Below are 16,558 nucleotides of genomic sequence, written 5' to 3'. Positions count from 1 at the left end.
GCCAACTTATCGCTGAAATCGGACAACCCATGGCCTGGCTCGATGCCCACGCAACATTCGACGCAGATCGCTTTCAGGCGCCGGTGATTGGCATCGCCTCTACCTTGGGCGACCACGACTCCGGCCTGCACCGTCATCAACGCGGGCAACTGCTGTACACGCGACAAGGCTGCACGCGGATTACTCTGGCGCAGCAACTGTGCCTGTTGCCGCCGTCGCGGGCGGCGTGGATTCCGCCGGGTGTCAGCCATCGGGCAGTGATGCAGCGAAGTGTCGATTACCGCTCCATCTACTTGATCCCCGAACTGTGCGCTGCACTGCCGCAGCAGGTCTGCGTGATTGAAGTCAGCCCTTTGCTGCGTGCGGTGCTGGAGCCCATGGCGCTGGCCGATTTCGCCACCGATTGGCAGCTAGGAAAATTCGCCCACTTGCTCGGTCTGTGCCTGAGCGAAATCGCTGAAGCGGCGCAACAACCGATGTTGTTGCCGTTACCTCAAGACAAACGCCTCGCGCCGCTACTACAAACGCCCGAACGTCTGCCTCCGGAGCTGCAAGTGCTGGAACAGCAGATCGGCGCCAGCAGTCGCACCATCGGGCGAATCTTCCAGCGCGAAACCGGCATGAGTTATCAGCAATGGCGCCAGCAGTGGCGCTTGATGCGCGCGATGGAGTTGCTCGCCACCGGGCGCAGCCTGAGTTACTGCGCGTTCGAATCGGGTTTTGCCAGCGACAGCGCCTTCATCGCCTTCTTCAAAGCCATGACCGGCAGCACGCCGGGCCACTGGCTCAAGTGAGCAACTGACGATTGGCAGCAGAAATAATTTGCGACTAAATATTATCTGCGTCATATTACGGACGTAATAACGACCCGTTTGCGCAGGTATCCCGCCATGACCAGCATGCCCACCCTCGAACCTGTTGTGGTAAAGACCAGGCCGCCCCTGCTTAAACGCCTGCTGCTTCCCGGCGCAGGATTGCTCGCATTGATCTTTGCCGGTCTGTACGCCGTGCACTGGTGGGGCGCCGGGCGTTTTCTAGAAGAAACCGACGATGCCTATATTGGTGGCGATGTCACGGTGATCGGGCCGAAAGTCGCCGGTTACATCGACGAAGTGCTGGTCAGCGACAACCAGCACGTCAAGGCCGGCGATGTGTTGATCCGCCTCGACGCCCGCGACTATCGCGCCAATCTGGCCAAGGCCGAAGGCGCCGTCGCCGCCGAAGAAGCGCTGCTGGCCAACCTCGACGCCACCGAACAACTGCAACAAGCGGTGATCGGCCAGGCCCGCGCCGGCATCGACGCCGCCGGCGCAGAAACCGCGCGTTCGCGGGACGACAACGCACGCTACAAACGCCTGGTGACCACTAACGCCGTGTCCGTAGAAAGCGCACAACGCGCCGACGCTACCTTCAAAACCGCACAAGCCCTGAGCGCCCGTGCACAGGCCGAACTGCTGGCCGCGCAACGCCAACTGGCGGTGATCGACACCCAGAAACAACAGGCCCGCGCCGCCCTTCAGCAAGCCCGCGCCGAACGCGATCTGGCGCAACTGAACCTCGGCTACACCGAACTGCGCGCACCGGTCGATGGCGTGATCGGCAATCGCCGTGCACGGGTTGGCGCCTATGCTCAGGCCGGTTCGCAACAGTTGTCGGTGGTGCCGGCCAGCGGCCTTTGGGTCGATGCCAATTTCAAGGAAGACCAATTGGCGCGGATGAAACCCGGGCAACGCGTGAGCATCCGCGCCGACGTCCTTTCCGGACAGGAATTCCACGGCCGCCTCGACAGCCTCGCCCCCGCCACTGGTTCGCAATTCAGTGTGCTGCCACCGGAAAACGCTACCGGCAACTTCACCAAAATCGTCCAGCGCGTACCGGTGCGCATCCTCCTTGATCCGGCTGACGGCGTGCTCGGTCACTTGCGTCCGGGCTTGTCGGTGACGGCGGAAGTCGACACCCGCGCACAACCGGAAACCAGCGCCGTGGCCGTCGCGCCATGAGCACCGCCCTCGCCGCTCCTGCACAGCCATTCAACGCAGCGGACATGGCGACCGCCACCAAAGTGTTCGCCTTCGCGACCATGTGCATTGGCATGTTCATCGCGCTGCTGGATATCCAGATTGTCTCGGCGTCACTGCGCGATATCGGCGGCGGACTGTCCGCCGGCACCGATGAAACCGCGTGGGTGCAGACCAGTTACCTGATCGCCGAAATCATCGTGATTCCGCTGTCCGGCTGGCTGTCGCGAGTGTTCTCCACGCGCTGGTTGTTCTGCGCGTCGGCGGTCGGTTTCACCCTCGCCAGCCTGCTCTGCGGCGTGGCCTGGAACATCCAGAGCATGATTGCCTTTCGGGCGCTGCAAGGTTTTCTCGGCGGCTCGATGATCCCGCTGGTGTTCACCACCGCGTTCTTTTTCTTCACCGGCAAACAACGGGTGATTGCCGCCGCGACCATCGGTGCGGTCGCGTCACTGGCGCCGACATTGGGGCCGGTGATCGGTGGCTGGATCACTGATATTTCCTCGTGGCACTGGTTGTTCTACATCAACCTGGTGCCGGGGATTTTCGTCGCTGTGGCGGTGCCGATGCTGGTGAAAATCGACCAGCCGGAACTGTCCTTGCTCAAAGGTGCGGACTATCTGAGCATGGTGTTTCTCGCGCTGTTTCTCGGCTGCCTGGAATACACCCTCGAAGAAGGCCCACGCTGGAACTGGTTCAGCGATCAGACCATTCTGACCACCGCGTGGATCAGTGGCCTCGCCGGGTTGGCCTTCATTGGCCGCACCTTGCACGTGGCCAATCCGATCGTCGATCTGCGCGCCTTGAAGGATCGCAATTTCGCCCTCGGCTGCTTCTTTTCGTTTGTCACCGGCATCGGCCTGTTCGCGACGATCTACCTGACGCCGCTGTTCCTCGGCCGGGTGCGCGGCTACAGCGCGCTGGACATTGGTCTGGCGGTTTTCTCCACCGGCGTGTTCCAGATCATGGCGATTCCGCTGTATGCCTTTCTGGCCAATCGCGTCGATCTGCGCTGGATCATGATGATCGGTCTGGGTCTGTTCGCGATATCGATGTGGGAGTTCAGCCCGATCACTCACGACTGGGGCGCGGGGCAATTGATGCTGCCGCAAGCGTTGCGCGGGATTGCCCAGCAATTGGCGGTGCCGCCAGCGGTGACGCTGACCTTGGGCGGGTTGGCGCCCGCACGTTTGAAACACGCATCTGGCCTGTTCAACCTGATGCGCAATCTGGGTGGTGCGATTGGTATTGCAGCGTGCGCGACCATTCTCAATGACCGCACCAACCTGCACTTCACGCGATTGGCCGAGCATCTGAACAGCAGCAATGAAGCGATGAATCAATGGCTGTCGCAGGTCGGCGGCAACCTGGCGAATCTGGGCCAGAGCGGCGACGTCGGTGTCACCGCCAGCCTGCGCCAGTTGTGGCTGCTGACCTACCGCGAGGCGCAGACGCAAACCTACGGCGACACCTTTTTGATGATCGGCGTGTGCTTCGTCATCGCCACCGCGATGGTGCCCTTGATGCGCAAGGTGCAACCACCGGCGGCGCCGAGCGCGGATGGGCATTGATCGCTATTCTAATAGCCATGCCCATTTCCCTTGTGGGAGCGAGCCTGCTCGCGAAGGCGTCGTGTCAGTCACCATGGTTGTTATCTGACACTCCGCTTTCGCGAGCAGGCTCGCTCCCACAGGGGTTATGCGTTGAGGCTTAAGCCTGTGGGGTTTTGCGGAAGCCCACAGCCAGGCGATTCCAGCTGTTGATGGTGTTGATCGCCACGCTCAGGTCGACCATTTCTTTGGGCGTGAACTGCGCCGCGACCACGTCATAATCTTCGTCCGGGGCGTGGGTCAGGCTCAGTTGGGTCAGCGATTCAGTCCACAACAGCGCGGCGCGTTCGCGGTCGCTGAAGAACGGCGCTTCACGCCATGCCGTCACCGCGAACAAGCGGCGCGGGGTTTCGCCACCCTTGATTGCATCGGTGGTGTGCATGTCGATGCAGAATGCGCAGCCGTTGATTTGCGAGGCGCGCAACTTGACCAATTCGATCAGGGTCTTTTCCAGCGGCAGTTTGGACACGGCAGTTTCCAGAGCCATCATCGCTTTCAAGGCGTCTGGGGAGGCGGTGTAGAAATCGGTACGAGGTTGCATGGTAGCTCCGGGTAGCAAGTGAATGTGTGGCTACGTTAGCCCTCACACCCGGTTCGACAAATAGCCAATATTCCAGAAGATCAGGAGGCCACTCGGTTTTCCCGCTGACCGCTCGTCAGCCATTCGGCACCAAGGGTTCTGCGCGTCAGACCAATATCAGGTACATGCCATTTCTGGAGACGGATCATGATCACGCGCAAACTCACTTCGTTATTGCTCGCCGGGTTGCTCGCCAGCGCCTCGGCCGCCAGCTTCGCCGCCAACGACGGCGCTGACGCCACCGGCACCAAGTCCGGCGGCCCGACCAGCACAACTACGCCGCCAGACAACACGCCGGGCGCGCCTTCCGGTGGCAGCGGCTCTTCGGGTATGGGTTCCGGGACTGGCACCAATGGCGGGGCCAGTGGTTCGGGTTCCGGGGCTGGCGGCGGTACCGGATCGGCCGGCGGCGGCACTGGCGGTGCGGGCGGTGGCACTGGCGGCTGAACGAACAAGAGCCACCCGTGGTGAAAACCCTCGGTTGTATGGGTATTCACATAACCTTGGCTTGATGAAAATCACTGTGGGAGCTGGCTTGCCAGCGATAGCGTCAGCACAGTCAACATCTTCCTTGACTGACCGACCGTTATCGCTGGCAAGCCAGCTCCCACAAGTTCCTGCGACAATCACACAATCCCCTCTCACCCATAGGGTTTGTGCCAGGCTCTGGGTTAGCGATCGGAGCGCATCAATTCGGCCAGGCCGCTGTCCAGTGACAACACCGCCGCACGATTGCGCCCGGCATTTTTCGCCTGATACAACGCCGCATCGGCACGCTGGATAAACACTTCCAGGCTGTCATTGCCGCTCGGAATAAACGAATAACAGCCCAGACTCACCGTCAAATACCCGGTTGGCGAGCCGCTGTGGATGATGTGTTTGTCGATCACGCTGCGCCGGATCTGCCCGGCAATCGCCAGTGCGCCGTTGATGTCGGTGTCCGGCAACAGCACCGCAAACTCCTCGCCACCGTAGCGCACCGCCAGATCCGACTTGCGCTGGCAGCACGTCTGCAGCACTTGGGCGACCTGAGTCAGACAATGATCCCCGGCGACATGACCATAGGCGTCGTTGTAGCGCTTGAAGAAATCGATATCGAGCATGATCAGGCTGACCGGGCTGACCTGCCGAGCGCCACGGGCGAATTCGACTTCCAGAGAGCGCTCGAACAAACGTCGATTGGCCAACCCGGTCAGGCTGTCGTGAGTGGCGATCTGCTCCAGCGTACGCTGGGCTTTGCGCAGGTTTTTTTCGATCCGTTCACCATCGCGCACCTGATGAATGAACACCCAGCCAAACAGGCCGACGCCAAGAATCACCAAGGCGACAATCACACTCGACTGGAAGGCCCGTGCGTACCAACCCTCGAGAATCGTGTCGCGCGAGGTCGCCGCCGACACCACCAGCGGATACGCCGACAAGCGTCGATAACCGTACAAACGCACCACGCCATCGACCACCGAGTTGATCATCGCCGTGCCGGCCGCCGCTTCGGGCAGTAACGTGCGATAAATCCGCCCTTGCGCCAGCGACGTGCCGATCAGGTTTTCATCGAACGGCCGACGGGCGAGCAAGGTGCCGTCACTCAAGCCGAGAAACATGATGCCTTGATCATCGAGGCTGAAGCTTTCGAAAAAGCGGTCGAAATACGACATCTTGATCCCGGCCAGCAACACCCCCTGAAAATTGCCCGCGTGATCATTGACGCGTTTGGAAATCGGGATGATCCACTCGCCGTTCTCACGGCTGCGAATCGCCGGGCCGATGTGCGCCAGCGTCGAGGCGTTCTGCTGGTGGAACTTGAAGTACTCGCGATCGGCCACGCCATTGCCACGGGGCAGATCAGCGAATGAAGTAATCACCCACTGGCCCTGCGTGTCGAAGAGAAAAATGCCGTGCAGCTGATCGAGTTGCTGCACGCGCCGGGCGAAGGTTTTCTGCAGGCGCGGTCTTTGCGCCGCGCCGTAACCGTCATCCTGAATCCAGTCAACCAGGCTGGTCATCACCAGATCGGCGGCCAAAAAGGTGTCTTCGGCCTGCTGCGCCATCGCCCGGGTCAGGTTGCTCGAGGCCATTTTCGCCACGGCCAGATCCTGACGACGCGACTGCTCCAGTTGCAGGTACAGCAAACCGGACAGGCACAACCCCACCGCAACGATAAACAACACCGCCGCTTTGCGCAGCGGCAGGCGTTTAAGGGTGCCTCCGGGGGCCTGATGCGGATCGTGAATAGGGATAGGCAAAAGCAAGTCCTGGGCAGGTACGACAAGGGCGCCAGCGGCAAAACCCTTATGTTTGTGAGCGTAGCCCACCGGAATCTACGGGGCAAACGCCCCGGTCCCGCTCAGGTATATCGGCGCACAACGAGTTTGGATGATCGCTGTTCGCCGATTTATTTTCGATCGCTCCTTTAGGGTTAGTCAGTTGTGAAGGGCCAGGCGCCGCATCGCACTGTGCAGGTGGGCTCGCGCACTTTGCGGATCACCTTCGCGCATCTGCTCATAGGCCCGTTGCGCAATGGCGTGGGGCACAGGCTTCAGTTCCCGTTGCGTGGCCATCGCCAGCAGTTGCACCTGCGCGGCGCGTTCCAGGTAATAGAGGTCGTCCCAGGCTTCGGCGATGGTCGGCGCGGCAACGATCACACCGTGATTTTTCAGGAACAGAATGTCGGCGTCGCCCATGACCCCGGCGATACGGTCGCCTTCGGACGCGTCCAGCGCCAGGCCGTTGTAGTCCTCGTCGACCGCCGTGCGCCCGTAGAACTTCAGCGCGGTCTGCCCCAGCCATAACAGTGGCGGCCCTTGTAGCAGGCACAACGCCGTGGCGTGAGGCATGTGGGTGTGAAAGGCGACTTTCACTCGCGGCAGTTGCTTGTGCAGACGCGCATGAATGTAAAACGCCGTGGCTTCCGGCAAGCCTTCGCCTTCAACCACATTGCCGTCGAAGTCGCAGACCAGCAGATTCTGCGCGGTCACTTCGGCAAACGCATAGCCGTAGGGGTTGACCAGAAACAGATCGTCGTGCCCCGGCACCATCACCGAAAAGTGATTGCAGATGCCCTCCTCCAGGCCATGCAACGCGGCCAGTTGAAAGCACGCCGCCAGCTCAGTGCGCGCGGTGATGATGGCTTCTGTGTCGAGGTTCAGCGCTGTCGGGCGTGCGGCCCGCGCACTGGCAGTCAGGGTGTGAGCCATGACGATTCTCCGTTACCAACCGAGGGATTTGAACAGCGGCAACACTTGATCGAGGCGGTTGAGGATCGCGTCGGGGCGATAGTCCGCCAGCATCTGGCGACCAGTGCCACGATCGATCCATACACAGCGAAAGCCCATGTCCCGCGCGGCCGTATGGTCGAGCATCGGGCTGGCGCAGATGTGCACCACCTCTGCGCGGCTGACGCCCAACTGCTCATGAGCGTAGTCGAACAGGCGCGGCGCCGGCTTGTAGGCGCCAGCCTGTTGCGCGGTGATCACCCGGTCGATGTGGCCGCCGAGCTGCGCGACGTTACCGGCAATGATGTCGTCGTCGGTGTTGGAGACGATGCACAGTTTGAAGCCCATCGCCTTGAGTTGCGCAAGGGTTTCGATCACCTCGGCAAACGGCGGCATTTTCGGGATGGCGGCGGCCAGACGCTGGCTGTCTTCAGGCAGGCTGGGCAGCCCCAATTCTTCCAGGGCCAATTGCAGGCCGAGGGTGCTGAGTTCGCGGAACGATCGGTGCGGCGGGGTTTGTTCGAGTCGATGTTCATGGCGATCATAAACTTCGATCAGGTGCCCGGCGTCGACCTGATGTTCGCCCTTCTCGCTGAGAATTTCGCCGACCACAGCTTTGAGGCCTTCGTCCCACTGGATCAAAGTGCCGTAGCAATCGAAGGTCAGCCATTGCGGGCGCGGGGTGTGGATGAGTGTCATTGGTCGAATCCTCCGTGGTGAGGACTTCAGCTTATGAGCGCCCGGTGATAGTGTGAAATTAAATAAATAGCCAATCGTCAGTTGAAAAACCACTATCGAGAGCGCCGCCATGCTGGACCTGGAATTGCTGAAAACCTTTGTCTGCGTGGTTGACGAAGGCAGCTTCACCCGCGCCGCCGAGCGCGTGCACCGCACTCAGTCAACAGTCAGCCAGCAGGTGCGCAAACTCGAAGAGCTGGTCGGCCACGCCCTGCTGCTGCGCGACCGTACCGGGCTGAATGTCGCCGTCACCGAACACGGCGAATTACTGATCCACTACGCGCGCCGATTACTGGCGCTGTCCGCTGAAGCCACCGAAGCATTGGCCAGCGACCTCGATCTGGAAATACTGCGGATCGGCATGCCGGAAGACTTCGACGCGCGGCGCATGGCGCTGATTCTCGCCGGCTTCACCCGCAGCCATCCGCAAGCACGGCTGGAAACGATCAGCGGCATGAGCCTCGATCTGCGCCAGCGTCTGGATGCCGGCGACATCGACATCGCCCTGATCAAACGTGAACCCGACAGCGGCCCGGCGTGGGCGACCTGGCCGGAGCGGCTGGTGTGGGTCAAAGGTGCGGAATTTGATTCGTCCACCGGCGTGTTGCCGTTGGCGTTGTTTCCGCAAGGCTGCCTGTATCGGCAGCGCGCCATTCGTTTGCTCGATGTTGCCCAGCGCCCCTGGCGGGTCGCGTTCGGCAGTCACAGCCTGACCGGGATTCAAGCGGCAGTGGCCTCGGGGTTGGGGGTGTCGGTGCTGCCAGTGTCGGCGGTGTTGCCTGAGCATCAGGTGTGTACGGATTTGCCGGAACTGGCGCCGACGGAATTGGCGTTGGTCAGTCGTGATGGGGTTTTGACCGGGTTGCAACGTGGTTTGGTGGAGTTTTTGCGTGGGGAGTTGGGGGTGGATGCGGGGGGATTCGCCTGAAATCCCCCCCGTTTTTATCATTGGGGTTTGTTGATTTCCCGCAGCAGATCCGCGACGGGAATGTTCATGGTGTTGGAGTAGTAGGGTTTGTAGCCGTAGGCGGTGACGACGACTTTGCAGGGGATTTGTTGTTTGTTGGCGAGGAGTTGGTTCAGTTCTGCCGCTGACAGATCTCTCTCCGTACTTCGGTCGCTGGATGTTTCAGTGATGAATGTACTGGTCGAAAAGGAGAATTTGGAGTTGCCGTTTTCGCGTATATCAGAATCTACCAGCCCCACCGCAGAAAACTGAATAGCTTTACCAACAGAAAAATCGTGGTCATCCGCTAACGCGCACCTCAATGTCCCCGAAGCCATCCCTTGCCTTTCGCCTCGGCCAAACAGGTTCAAAACATCCACATCGGATTGATATTTGATGACATATAAAAGGGAACTCGACCTATCTACGGACACATAACTTAAATTTGCCGGAGGCTGTAAATGGTCCTTTGCACATCCCGAACAGACAGCCAGAACCACACAAAGGAAAAACCTGTACATCACGAAAACTCCTTCATGATTGAATCAAACAGCAAGTCACTTGCAGATTTACCATCAGCGATTGGGGCGTTTAGCAATCCCAGTGCGTTAGCGTGATTCGTGTCGACATTTACGTTAATTGACGGTCCGCAGGAGATAATCCATTTTTCCCCGAAGTCCGCGACCCCGTCTGATGGGTCTCTCTTGGAAGGTGTTGCCTTGATATTGATCCAATCAACCGAAACTGGCGCGGGACGTTCGCGATAAATGTCTGAGCCCAGCTACACCAAAGCCCCTTCACCCACAGGATGCAGAGTGATCAGCATCTGAACCTTGTAACCCCAATCCGACATTATTTTGGACAGGTGCGCACCATTCCAGCCGCCGAGGCTATGGCCGACGATATAGACGGGACAGCTTTTATACGGAATAAGGCTTAGCACGTGCCGTTGAATGTCCTGCTTTCCTCTGACTTCGTTGTAACCCAACCATTGCGACTTATATTTCCCTTCTGCCTTTAATGTCTCAGTGCGCCTATCAAATGCAAGTCGTGCATCCTGGATGTTTTCATAAGGACCCGAAAAATAATAACTCTCCTTATCTCCCGCACCTCCGATAAAAACCACAATCGCCTTGGTACTCTCCACCGGCACAGTCTTGTCACTGACATCCTTCTTGTCCGTCAGCGCATGTTCCTTGTGAAGCTTGTAATTGTTGCCCTTCGCGCACGTTACCGTTTCAGCAGCCATGCCTCACTCCTCCAAAAACAACTTGATGGTTTCAGGCAGGTGCGAGCTGACTGGGTGAGTAAATCCGTTCGCGTCAGACACCCCATGTTCCAGACGTCCGTCAGCGCGCTGAATAACGTAAGGATGATCAGGCATCGGCTCACCGGTTACGTCATTGACCAGTTTCAACCGGTCAGTGAAATGCACCGGCATCGGCAACAAGCCACTGAAGGGCGCGACTGTCACCGTGTCACCGATGATCACCGTGCCTGAACCGCCGATGACGACATTGCCGTGACCACCGGTGCTGTCCAGCGTCGCGGGCGGCGGGTTTTCCGCTCATGAACAGCTCCTTGCAATGTAACGTGGTCATCCTTTCGGGGGTGCAAGCATGCGGGAGTTCGTCGGGTACTTCAAACCATCAGACCAAAAAAGGCGCCCGATCGGGCGCCTTTTTTATACGTGGAAACCGCTCGTCTCAACGCGACGGCGGCACCCGAATATCCCCCGCCCGGCACTGGGTTTTCACACCCTTGCCACACGCGCCGAACTGCAGATCCTTGCCCATGCAGACGCGCACTTCCGAGAGTTCCGGGCCACTGCAAATGACCGCGATGCCATCGGCCGGAATGCCCGGGTTGGCCTTGCGGAACAGGTCGGCGATTTCCTGCGCCTCGAAGTAATACGAGGAGCTGAACGGTTGCAGTTCCTGCGGAATTTTAACGGCGCCAACGGCTTTGTCCGCTTCATCCAGATAGCCCATCGCGCCGAGACCGCTGCAGGTGCCGTGTTTGGACCATTCGTGGTCGAGCAGTTTTTTCGTCGGAAACAGCGTCAGGCCCTGGCTGGTTTGCGCTGCGTTAAGCGTGGTCAGCGGCGGGCAGGATTCCGGCCAGCCACCCTTGGCGTATTGCGGCCACAACCCGTGCAGCACGAAGCCGTAGCCCTTGCCCGTGCACTGCGAGTCATCCTTGTGCGTCAAACAAAAAGTCGGCGACCAGGACAACGCCAGCAGGTAGTAATCGAATACCCCCGCCACCGATTCCGTCTGGGCCTTGCTCGACTGCGATTGCCGCGCCGAACTCAAACCGATGCTACCGGCCGTCAGCGCAATCACTGCCAAAATTGTAAACAGCTTTTTCATGTACCCACTCCTTTGGGACGCCTGCGTCCATGGTTTTCGATCCTGACCGACTTGGCCAGCGCTGATTTCGACACGCTTGTGTTGCAAGCGCATGACGCAAGGCAACGCCGTACGCCGTTGAAAGGTCTACGATTAACAGGCAGCCACCAAACCTAGGGAACCAAAATGAGTAAAGCAGACGAACTCGCCGCCAAACTCAAGCAAACCCGGCATACCCACGCGGATGCGGCACTGGAAATCGATTGCTGGCCTGCTCAGGTGTATGACTTGTACCACCGCATTGAGGCGTGGTTGCAGCCCGTCACCGAAGTAGGACTGAAGATTCGGCGAAATCCTACGCATGTTTGCGAAACTTCACCGGATGGTGAATCCCACGATTACGCCATCGACCAACTGGTGATCGAAGCCAACCATCAAAGCCTGACATTCGATCCCATTGCGCGGTTTACCGAGGATGGCGCCGGGCGGGTGCAGATCAGCCCGTCAGCCACAGACACTTATCTGCTGCGTACCGTGGATGAGCACGGTGAAAGCCATTGGTGGATGCAGTCGATTGAAACAGGCCAGCAGCTGGATGCCATTGCGCTGACCGAAAACAATCTGTTGCTGGCGGTGCAGGAAGGATTGGGACTTTAAATTCTCCACGCCACCACAAGAGCTCCTGCCCGGAGCAACACGGGCCCGCCATTTCAACGGCCAGACTTCCTAAAGAATTCTGGCCGTTTGTCGTTACAGGACCCACAAACCAAAATCGATGGAAAGCCTTTACGCATGGATGCTTCGACCGCACCAACGTTCACCCAGTTTTTTAAGCGCAACTTCAAACGTGTTCTTGATTACTGGAGCCAGATCACCGTCACTCTGGGCTTTCTCGGCGCGGGGTTGGCAATCCTTGGGCTTTACGTCTACACCCGGGCAATTGGTCGTACTGACCTTTTCCTGGCAGGCAGCGATGCCAAGTCAGCCCTTGCTATCTGGCTTTTACTGATCGTGCTGATCATGGTGGGCTACCTTGGCGTACTCTCCGCCAGCGCATGGTTCTACGGAATCACCGTTTCGATGTTCGAAAAAGTGCCAAAAAGGCACAAACAGATCGCTGCCTTTTTGCTGCTTCCTATGTGTTTTGGCTTTGGTACCTTCATTTCTCTGCTTTTCAATTTCCCGAACGCATTCAGCGCCGCAGGTTCGATGCTGTTTGTTTTTTCCATGACCCTGCTGGCCTACTTCGCACTTTTCCTGTTCAAACGCTTTCGAAAGATTTTCAACAAAAACACCCGACGAATGGGAGGCTGGAAGAAAAACGGTTTCCGACTCTTGATCGGTAGCATGATCGGCTTAGCCGTTCTGTGTGCGTCACTCCCCACATTGCTGATCCTCGAGACCTACGTCGGCGAAGATAATGCGCAGGCGGTAGTGGTTGTCGGGTTGTTTTCCCTCGGCACACTCATTTTCAGTCTCGTCCCGATTTTGATTTTTTATATCAGCAGAGGCCATGTCTTTGCGCGTATCGCTTATGGAATCGCAACAGCACTGGTTCTGTTCAGCGGGTTTCTTCTTTTATCGCCAGGTGCAATGCCAAGCATCACCTACGCAGCCGCTGGAAATCTGGCGATTCGTCAGCAGCCGGCGCGATTCATACTTGACGAAAACATCAGCCTGGACGATCTGGATAACAGACTTTGGCGAACCACACTCAATGAAAAACAAAAGATCGAAGTCACGGCGTTTCCATTGTTCACCTTTGGCGACATCTTGCTGTTGTGCAGCAGAGACCTGCAGCGTTTGAACCTGTATGAATTGCCTCGCTACACACACTTTTGCATCGCCACACGTAACAGCAAGGTCACTCAGAAACCGTTGCGTCCAGGGCTTGCGCCGCTACTCAGCTGGCAGCAGCGTGCTGAACACGTCGTTGGCTGGGATCACTTGCGCTCAGCCATTCTCAAGCCGATTCACCTATCGCCACAGGTCTTCCAACTCCAACGCCGCATTGAGCAATTGGCTGAACCTGTCAAAACTGTAATCCCCTACTCAGCTAACTGAAAGCCGGCGCTGGTTAGCCTCCTCGTCATGAGTCAAACGGGGATTTCCAGCGCATGCCTTCCAACCCATCACGACGCACCTTCGTCAAAGGCCTCGCCGCCGGCAGTCTGCTCGGTGGCCTCGGCCTGTGGCGCACGCCGGTCTGGGCGCTGAATGCGCCCGGTCAATTGGATGAACTGAGCGGCAGCGACTTCGAGCTGTTCATCGGCGAAACCCCGGTCAACTTCACCGGCAACCCACGCACGGCGATGACCATCAACGGCAGCTTGCCCGGCCCCCTGCTACGTTGGCGCGAAGGCGACACGGTGACGCTGCGGGTGCGCAACCGGCTCAGCGCCAGCACCTCGATTCACTGGCACGGCATTCTGCTGCCGGCGAACATGGACGGCGTACCGGGCCTGAGTTTTCACGGCATCGAACCGGGTGGCGTGTACGTCTATCAATTCAAGGTGCGGCAGAACGGCACCTACTGGTATCACAGTCATTCCGGGCTACAGGAACAGGCCGGCGTCTACGGCCCGCTGGTGATCGACGCCAAAGACCCTGAGCCATTCCACTACGACCGCGAGTTTGTGGTGATGCTCAGTGACTGGAGCGACGAAGACCCGGCCAGCCTGATGAAGACCCTGAAAAAACAGTCCGACTACTACAACTTCGACAAACGCACCGTCGGCGATTTCATCGATGACGTCAGCGAAAAAGGCTGGGGCGCCACCGTTGCCGATCGCAAGATGTGGGCGCAGATGAAGATGAACCCCACTGACATTGCCGACGTCAGTGGCGCCACCTACACCTTCCTGATGAATGGCCACGCGCCGGATAACAACTGGACCGGGTTGTTCCGCCCCGGCGAAAAACTGCGCCTGCGCCTGATCAACGGTTCGGCGATGACCTACTTCGACATACGTATTCCCGGGCTGAAAATGACCGTGGTCGCGGCGGACGGCCTGCACGTCAAACCGGTCAGCGTCGATGAATTGCGCATCGCCGTGGCCGAGACTTACGACGTCATCATCGAGCCGGACGCCGAGGCGTACACCCTGTTTGCTCAGGCCATGGATCGCAGCGGTTTTGCCCGTGGCACCCTCGCCACTCGCGCCGGGCTATCGGCGCCCGTACCAGTTCTGGATCCGCGCCCGCTGGTGAGCATGGACGACATGGGTATGGGTGGCATGGATCACGGCTCGATGGACATGAGCGCCATGGATCACTCGACGATGGGTCCGATGCAATCCCATCCCGACAGCGAAACAGACAACCCGCTGGTCGACATGCAAGCCATGACCACCGCGCCGAAACTCAACGACCCCGGCCTCGGCCTGCGCAACAACGGCCGTCGCGTGCTCACCTACGCCGACCTGCGCAGCACCTTCGCAGACCCGGATGGCCGCGATCCAAGCCGCACGGTCGAGTTGCACCTGACCGGCCATATGGAAAAATTCGCCTGGTCGTTCAACGGCATCAAATTCTCCGACGCCGAACCCTTGCGGCTGAAGTACGGCGAGCGCATCCGTCTGGTGCTGGTCAACGACACGATGATGACCCACCCGATTCACTTGCACGGCATGTGGAGCGATCTGGAAGACGAAAACGGCGACTTCCAGGTGCGCAAACACACCATCGACATGCCGCCCGGCACCCGCCGCTCCTACCGCGTGACCGCCGACGCACTGGGTCGCTGGGCCTATCACTGCCACCTGCTGTACCACATGGAAACGGGCATGTTCCGCGAAGTGCGGGTAGAAGAATGAAGGGGCCGATGATGACTCGATTTACCGCGCTTTCCTTGTTACTGATCGGCAGTTCGGCGATGGCCGCCGGCGACATGCCGGGCATGGACCACAGCCAGATGTCCGGCATGGATCATTCCGCGATGCAAAGCATGGACGACGGCATGATGCAGCCCGCCGCGCCGACCGAAAGCCGCACGCCGATCCCGCCACTGACCGACGCCGACCGCGCCGCCGTATTCACCAGCCCCGGCGGTCATCGAGTCCACGACAGCGCGATCAACACGTACTTCCTCGCCGACAAACTCGAATGGCAGGACGCCGATGACGGCAGCGCGTTGGCCTGGGATCTGTCCGGCTGGATCGGTGGCGACATCGATCGCCTGTGGCTGCGCTCCGAAGGTGAACGCAGCAACGGCAAGACCGAAGACGCCGAGATTCAAGCGCTCTGGGGCCACGCGATTTCGCCGTGGTGGGATGTGGTCAGCGGCGTGCGTCAGGACTTCAAACCCGGCGCGCCGCAGACTTGGGCCGCGTTCGGTGTGCAGGGCATGGCGCTGTACAACTTCGAAGCCGAGGCCACTGCGTTCATCGGCGAAGGCGGCCAGAGCGCGCTGCGGTTCGAGGGTGACTACGACATCCTGCTGAGCAATCGCCTGATCCTGCAGCCCACCGCTGAACTCAATATCTACGGCAAAAACGATGCGCAACGTGGCATCGGTTCAGGGCTATCCAACAGCGAAGTCGGCCTGCGTTTGCGCTATGAAATCCGCCGCGAATTTGCGCCTTACATCGGCGTGACGTGGAACCGCACCTACGGCAACAGCGCCGATTACGCACGCGAAGAAGGCGAGGATCGCAGCGAAGCGCGGCTCGTGCTTGGCGTGCGGATGTGGTTCTGAATTCCAATAGAAAACAACCCAGAGGTCTTGCATGCGCACCTTGAAAATCACCCTTGTACTCGCCAGCGGCTTGCTCCTCAGCAGCCTCGCTCAAGCCCACCCGAAACTGCTCTCGTCGACGCCCGCCGAAGGTGCCGACGGCGCCGCGCCCGGCAAGATCGAACTGCACTTTTCCGAGAACCTGCTGACCCAATTCTCCGGCGCCAAACTGGTCATGACCGAGATGCCCGGCATGGCCCACTCACCAATGCCGATGAAAGCCAAAGTCAGCGCCGGCAGCGACCCGAAAAGCATGCTGATCACCCCGCTCGCGCCGCTGCCCGCCGGCACCTACCAAGTCCAATGGCGCGCGGTGTCTTCCGACACGCACCCGATCACCGGCAACGTCACGTTCAAAGTGAAGTAAG

The 16,558-nt window shown here is 59.3% G+C and carries 16 protein-coding genes and 2 pseudogenes; 10 read left to right on the top strand and 8 right to left on the bottom strand.

Annotation, left to right across the window (positions count from 1 at the left end; translation table 11 throughout):
• Window positions 1–29 precede the first annotated feature (29 nt).
• The 3 genes from CKW38_RS26205 (at window position 30) to CKW38_RS26195 (ending at window position 3,589) form a co-directional block, all read left to right on the top strand.
• Complete coding sequence (locus tag CKW38_RS26205) at window positions 30–794, top strand: helix-turn-helix transcriptional regulator (RefSeq protein ID WP_095114251.1); 765 nt, start codon at window positions 30–32, stop codon at window positions 792–794.
• Between the two features lie 96 nt (window positions 795–890).
• Entirely contained in the window at window positions 891–2,000 is a 1,110-nt protein-coding gene (locus tag CKW38_RS26200) for an HlyD family secretion protein (protein WP_007915569.1), read from the top strand.
• The gene (locus tag CKW38_RS26195; RefSeq protein WP_095114250.1) at window positions 1,997–3,589 is read left to right on the top strand and encodes a DHA2 family efflux MFS transporter permease subunit; all 1,593 of its coding nucleotides are present in this window, start codon (window positions 1,997–1,999) and stop codon (window positions 3,587–3,589) included. Before CKW38_RS26200 ends, CKW38_RS26195 begins: the two co-directional genes overlap by 4 nt.
• A gap of 139 nt (window positions 3,590–3,728) precedes the next feature.
• Here CKW38_RS26195 and CKW38_RS26190 read toward each other — a convergent pair whose 3' ends face one another.
• The gene (locus CKW38_RS26190; RefSeq protein WP_095114249.1) at window positions 3,729–4,169 is read right to left on the bottom strand and encodes a carboxymuconolactone decarboxylase family protein; all 441 of its coding nucleotides are present in this window, start codon (window positions 4,167–4,169) and stop codon (window positions 3,729–3,731) included.
• Between the two features lie 186 nt (window positions 4,170–4,355).
• On the opposite strand from CKW38_RS26190, the gene CKW38_RS26185 reads away from it, so the two are divergent.
• Complete coding sequence (locus CKW38_RS26185; protein WP_007915566.1) at window positions 4,356–4,655, top strand: hypothetical protein; 300 nt, start codon at window positions 4,356–4,358, stop codon at window positions 4,653–4,655.
• Between the two features lie 224 nt (window positions 4,656–4,879).
• On the opposite strand, the gene CKW38_RS26180 is transcribed toward CKW38_RS26185, so the two are convergent.
• From CKW38_RS26180 to CKW38_RS26170, 3 genes are all read right to left on the bottom strand, one after another.
• On the bottom strand, window positions 4,880–6,451 hold the full coding sequence (locus CKW38_RS26180) for a diguanylate cyclase (protein ID WP_095114248.1): 1,572 nt from the start codon (window positions 6,449–6,451) through the stop codon (window positions 4,880–4,882).
• A gap of 177 nt (window positions 6,452–6,628) precedes the next feature.
• Entirely contained in the window at window positions 6,629–7,402 is a 774-nt protein-coding gene (locus CKW38_RS26175) for an aldolase (RefSeq protein ID WP_095114247.1), read from the bottom strand.
• A gap of 12 nt (window positions 7,403–7,414) precedes the next feature.
• The gene (locus CKW38_RS26170; RefSeq protein WP_007915562.1) at window positions 7,415–8,119 is read right to left on the bottom strand and encodes a haloacid dehalogenase type II; all 705 of its coding nucleotides are present in this window, start codon (window positions 8,117–8,119) and stop codon (window positions 7,415–7,417) included.
• A gap of 109 nt (window positions 8,120–8,228) precedes the next feature.
• On the opposite strand from CKW38_RS26170, the gene CKW38_RS26165 reads away from it, so the two are divergent.
• Window positions 8,229–9,086, top strand: a complete 858-nt coding sequence (locus CKW38_RS26165; protein ID WP_095114246.1) for a LysR substrate-binding domain-containing protein — start codon at window positions 8,229–8,231, stop codon at window positions 9,084–9,086.
• A 17-nt stretch (window positions 9,087–9,103) separates the two neighbouring features.
• Here CKW38_RS26165 and CKW38_RS26160 read toward each other — a convergent pair whose 3' ends face one another.
• The 4 genes and pseudogenes from CKW38_RS26160 to CKW38_RS26145 form a co-directional block, all read right to left on the bottom strand.
• A complete protein-coding gene (locus CKW38_RS26160) occupies window positions 9,104–9,625 on the bottom strand; it encodes a hypothetical protein (protein ID WP_007915560.1) in 522 nt (173 codons plus the stop codon).
• Window positions 9,625–10,353: pseudogene (locus tag CKW38_RS30735) on the bottom strand (alpha/beta hydrolase). The gene CKW38_RS26160 and the pseudogene CKW38_RS30735 overlap by 1 nt, the downstream one beginning before the upstream one ends.
• Before the next feature lie 3 nt (window positions 10,354–10,356).
• A pseudogene (locus CKW38_RS26150) lies at window positions 10,357–10,653 on the bottom strand (hypothetical protein); the annotation flags it as partial.
• Between the two features lie 157 nt (window positions 10,654–10,810).
• The gene (locus CKW38_RS26145; protein ID WP_095114244.1) at window positions 10,811–11,476 is read right to left on the bottom strand and encodes a ribonuclease T2; all 666 of its coding nucleotides are present in this window, start codon (window positions 11,474–11,476) and stop codon (window positions 10,811–10,813) included.
• 165 nt (window positions 11,477–11,641) lie between these two features.
• Here CKW38_RS26145 and CKW38_RS26140 point away from each other — a divergent pair, with 165 nt between their 5' ends.
• From CKW38_RS26140 to copC, 5 genes are all read left to right on the top strand, one after another.
• A complete protein-coding gene (locus CKW38_RS26140; RefSeq protein ID WP_095114243.1) occupies window positions 11,642–12,112 on the top strand; it encodes a hypothetical protein in 471 nt (156 codons plus the stop codon).
• A 135-nt stretch (window positions 12,113–12,247) separates the two neighbouring features.
• Window positions 12,248–13,519: a hypothetical protein gene (locus CKW38_RS26135; protein ID WP_095114242.1), complete on the top strand. Its 1,272-nt coding sequence runs from the start codon at window positions 12,248–12,250 to the stop codon at window positions 13,517–13,519.
• Between the two features lie 53 nt (window positions 13,520–13,572).
• Window positions 13,573–15,270: a copper resistance system multicopper oxidase gene (locus tag CKW38_RS26130; RefSeq protein ID WP_095114241.1), complete on the top strand. Its 1,698-nt coding sequence runs from the start codon at window positions 13,573–13,575 to the stop codon at window positions 15,268–15,270.
• A gap of 11 nt (window positions 15,271–15,281) precedes the next feature.
• Window positions 15,282–16,151 (top strand): copper resistance protein B, encoded by an 870-nt coding sequence (locus tag CKW38_RS26125; RefSeq protein WP_095114287.1) that lies wholly within the window; start codon window positions 15,282–15,284, stop codon window positions 16,149–16,151.
• Window positions 16,152–16,182: 31 nt separating this feature from the next.
• The gene (gene copC, locus CKW38_RS26120; protein WP_007915538.1) at window positions 16,183–16,557 is read left to right on the top strand and encodes a copper homeostasis periplasmic binding protein CopC; all 375 of its coding nucleotides are present in this window, start codon (window positions 16,183–16,185) and stop codon (window positions 16,555–16,557) included.
• The last annotated feature ends 1 nt before the right edge of the window (window position 16,558 follow it).

Origin of the sequence: Pseudomonas sp. Irchel 3H7 (assembly GCF_900187605.1) — a bacterium.
Classification (GTDB): domain Bacteria; phylum Pseudomonadota; class Gammaproteobacteria; order Pseudomonadales; family Pseudomonadaceae; genus Aquipseudomonas.
Note: the sequence above shows the minus strand (reverse complement) of the source record. Positions and strands in the feature narration are given on the sequence as shown.

Bases quoted from the DNA above. Each gene is read 5' to 3' on its own strand.
- CKW38_RS26170 (WP_007915562.1), bottom strand. From the start codon at position 8,119: ATGACACTCATCCACACCCCGCGCCCGCAATGGCTGACCTTCGATTGC.
- CKW38_RS26135 (WP_095114242.1), top strand. From the start codon at position 12,248: ATGGATGCTTCGACCGCACCAACGTTCACCCAGTTTTTTAAGCGCAAC.
- CKW38_RS26130 (WP_095114241.1), top strand. From the start codon at position 13,573: ATGCCTTCCAACCCATCACGACGCACCTTCGTCAAAGGCCTCGCCGCC.
- CKW38_RS26190 (WP_095114249.1), bottom strand. From the start codon at position 4,169: ATGCAACCTCGTACCGATTTCTACACCGCCTCCCCAGACGCCTTGAAA.
- CKW38_RS26175 (WP_095114247.1), bottom strand. From the start codon at position 7,402: ATGGCTCACACCCTGACTGCCAGTGCGCGGGCCGCACGCCCGACAGCG.
- CKW38_RS26205 (WP_095114251.1), top strand. From the start codon at position 30: ATGGCCTGGCTCGATGCCCACGCAACATTCGACGCAGATCGCTTTCAG.
- CKW38_RS26165 (WP_095114246.1), top strand. From the start codon at position 8,229: ATGCTGGACCTGGAATTGCTGAAAACCTTTGTCTGCGTGGTTGACGAA.
- CKW38_RS26140 (WP_095114243.1), top strand. From the start codon at position 11,642: ATGAGTAAAGCAGACGAACTCGCCGCCAAACTCAAGCAAACCCGGCAT.
- CKW38_RS26200 (WP_007915569.1), top strand. From the start codon at position 891: ATGACCAGCATGCCCACCCTCGAACCTGTTGTGGTAAAGACCAGGCCG.
- CKW38_RS26125 (WP_095114287.1), top strand. From the start codon at position 15,282: ATGACTCGATTTACCGCGCTTTCCTTGTTACTGATCGGCAGTTCGGCG.
- CKW38_RS26160 (WP_007915560.1), bottom strand. From the start codon at position 9,625: ATGTACAGGTTTTTCCTTTGTGTGGTTCTGGCTGTCTGTTCGGGATGT.
- copC (WP_007915538.1), top strand. From the start codon at position 16,183: ATGCGCACCTTGAAAATCACCCTTGTACTCGCCAGCGGCTTGCTCCTC.
- CKW38_RS26185 (WP_007915566.1), top strand. From the start codon at position 4,356: ATGATCACGCGCAAACTCACTTCGTTATTGCTCGCCGGGTTGCTCGCC.
- CKW38_RS26145 (WP_095114244.1), bottom strand. From the start codon at position 11,476: ATGAAAAAGCTGTTTACAATTTTGGCAGTGATTGCGCTGACGGCCGGT.
- CKW38_RS26195 (WP_095114250.1), top strand. From the start codon at position 1,997: ATGAGCACCGCCCTCGCCGCTCCTGCACAGCCATTCAACGCAGCGGAC.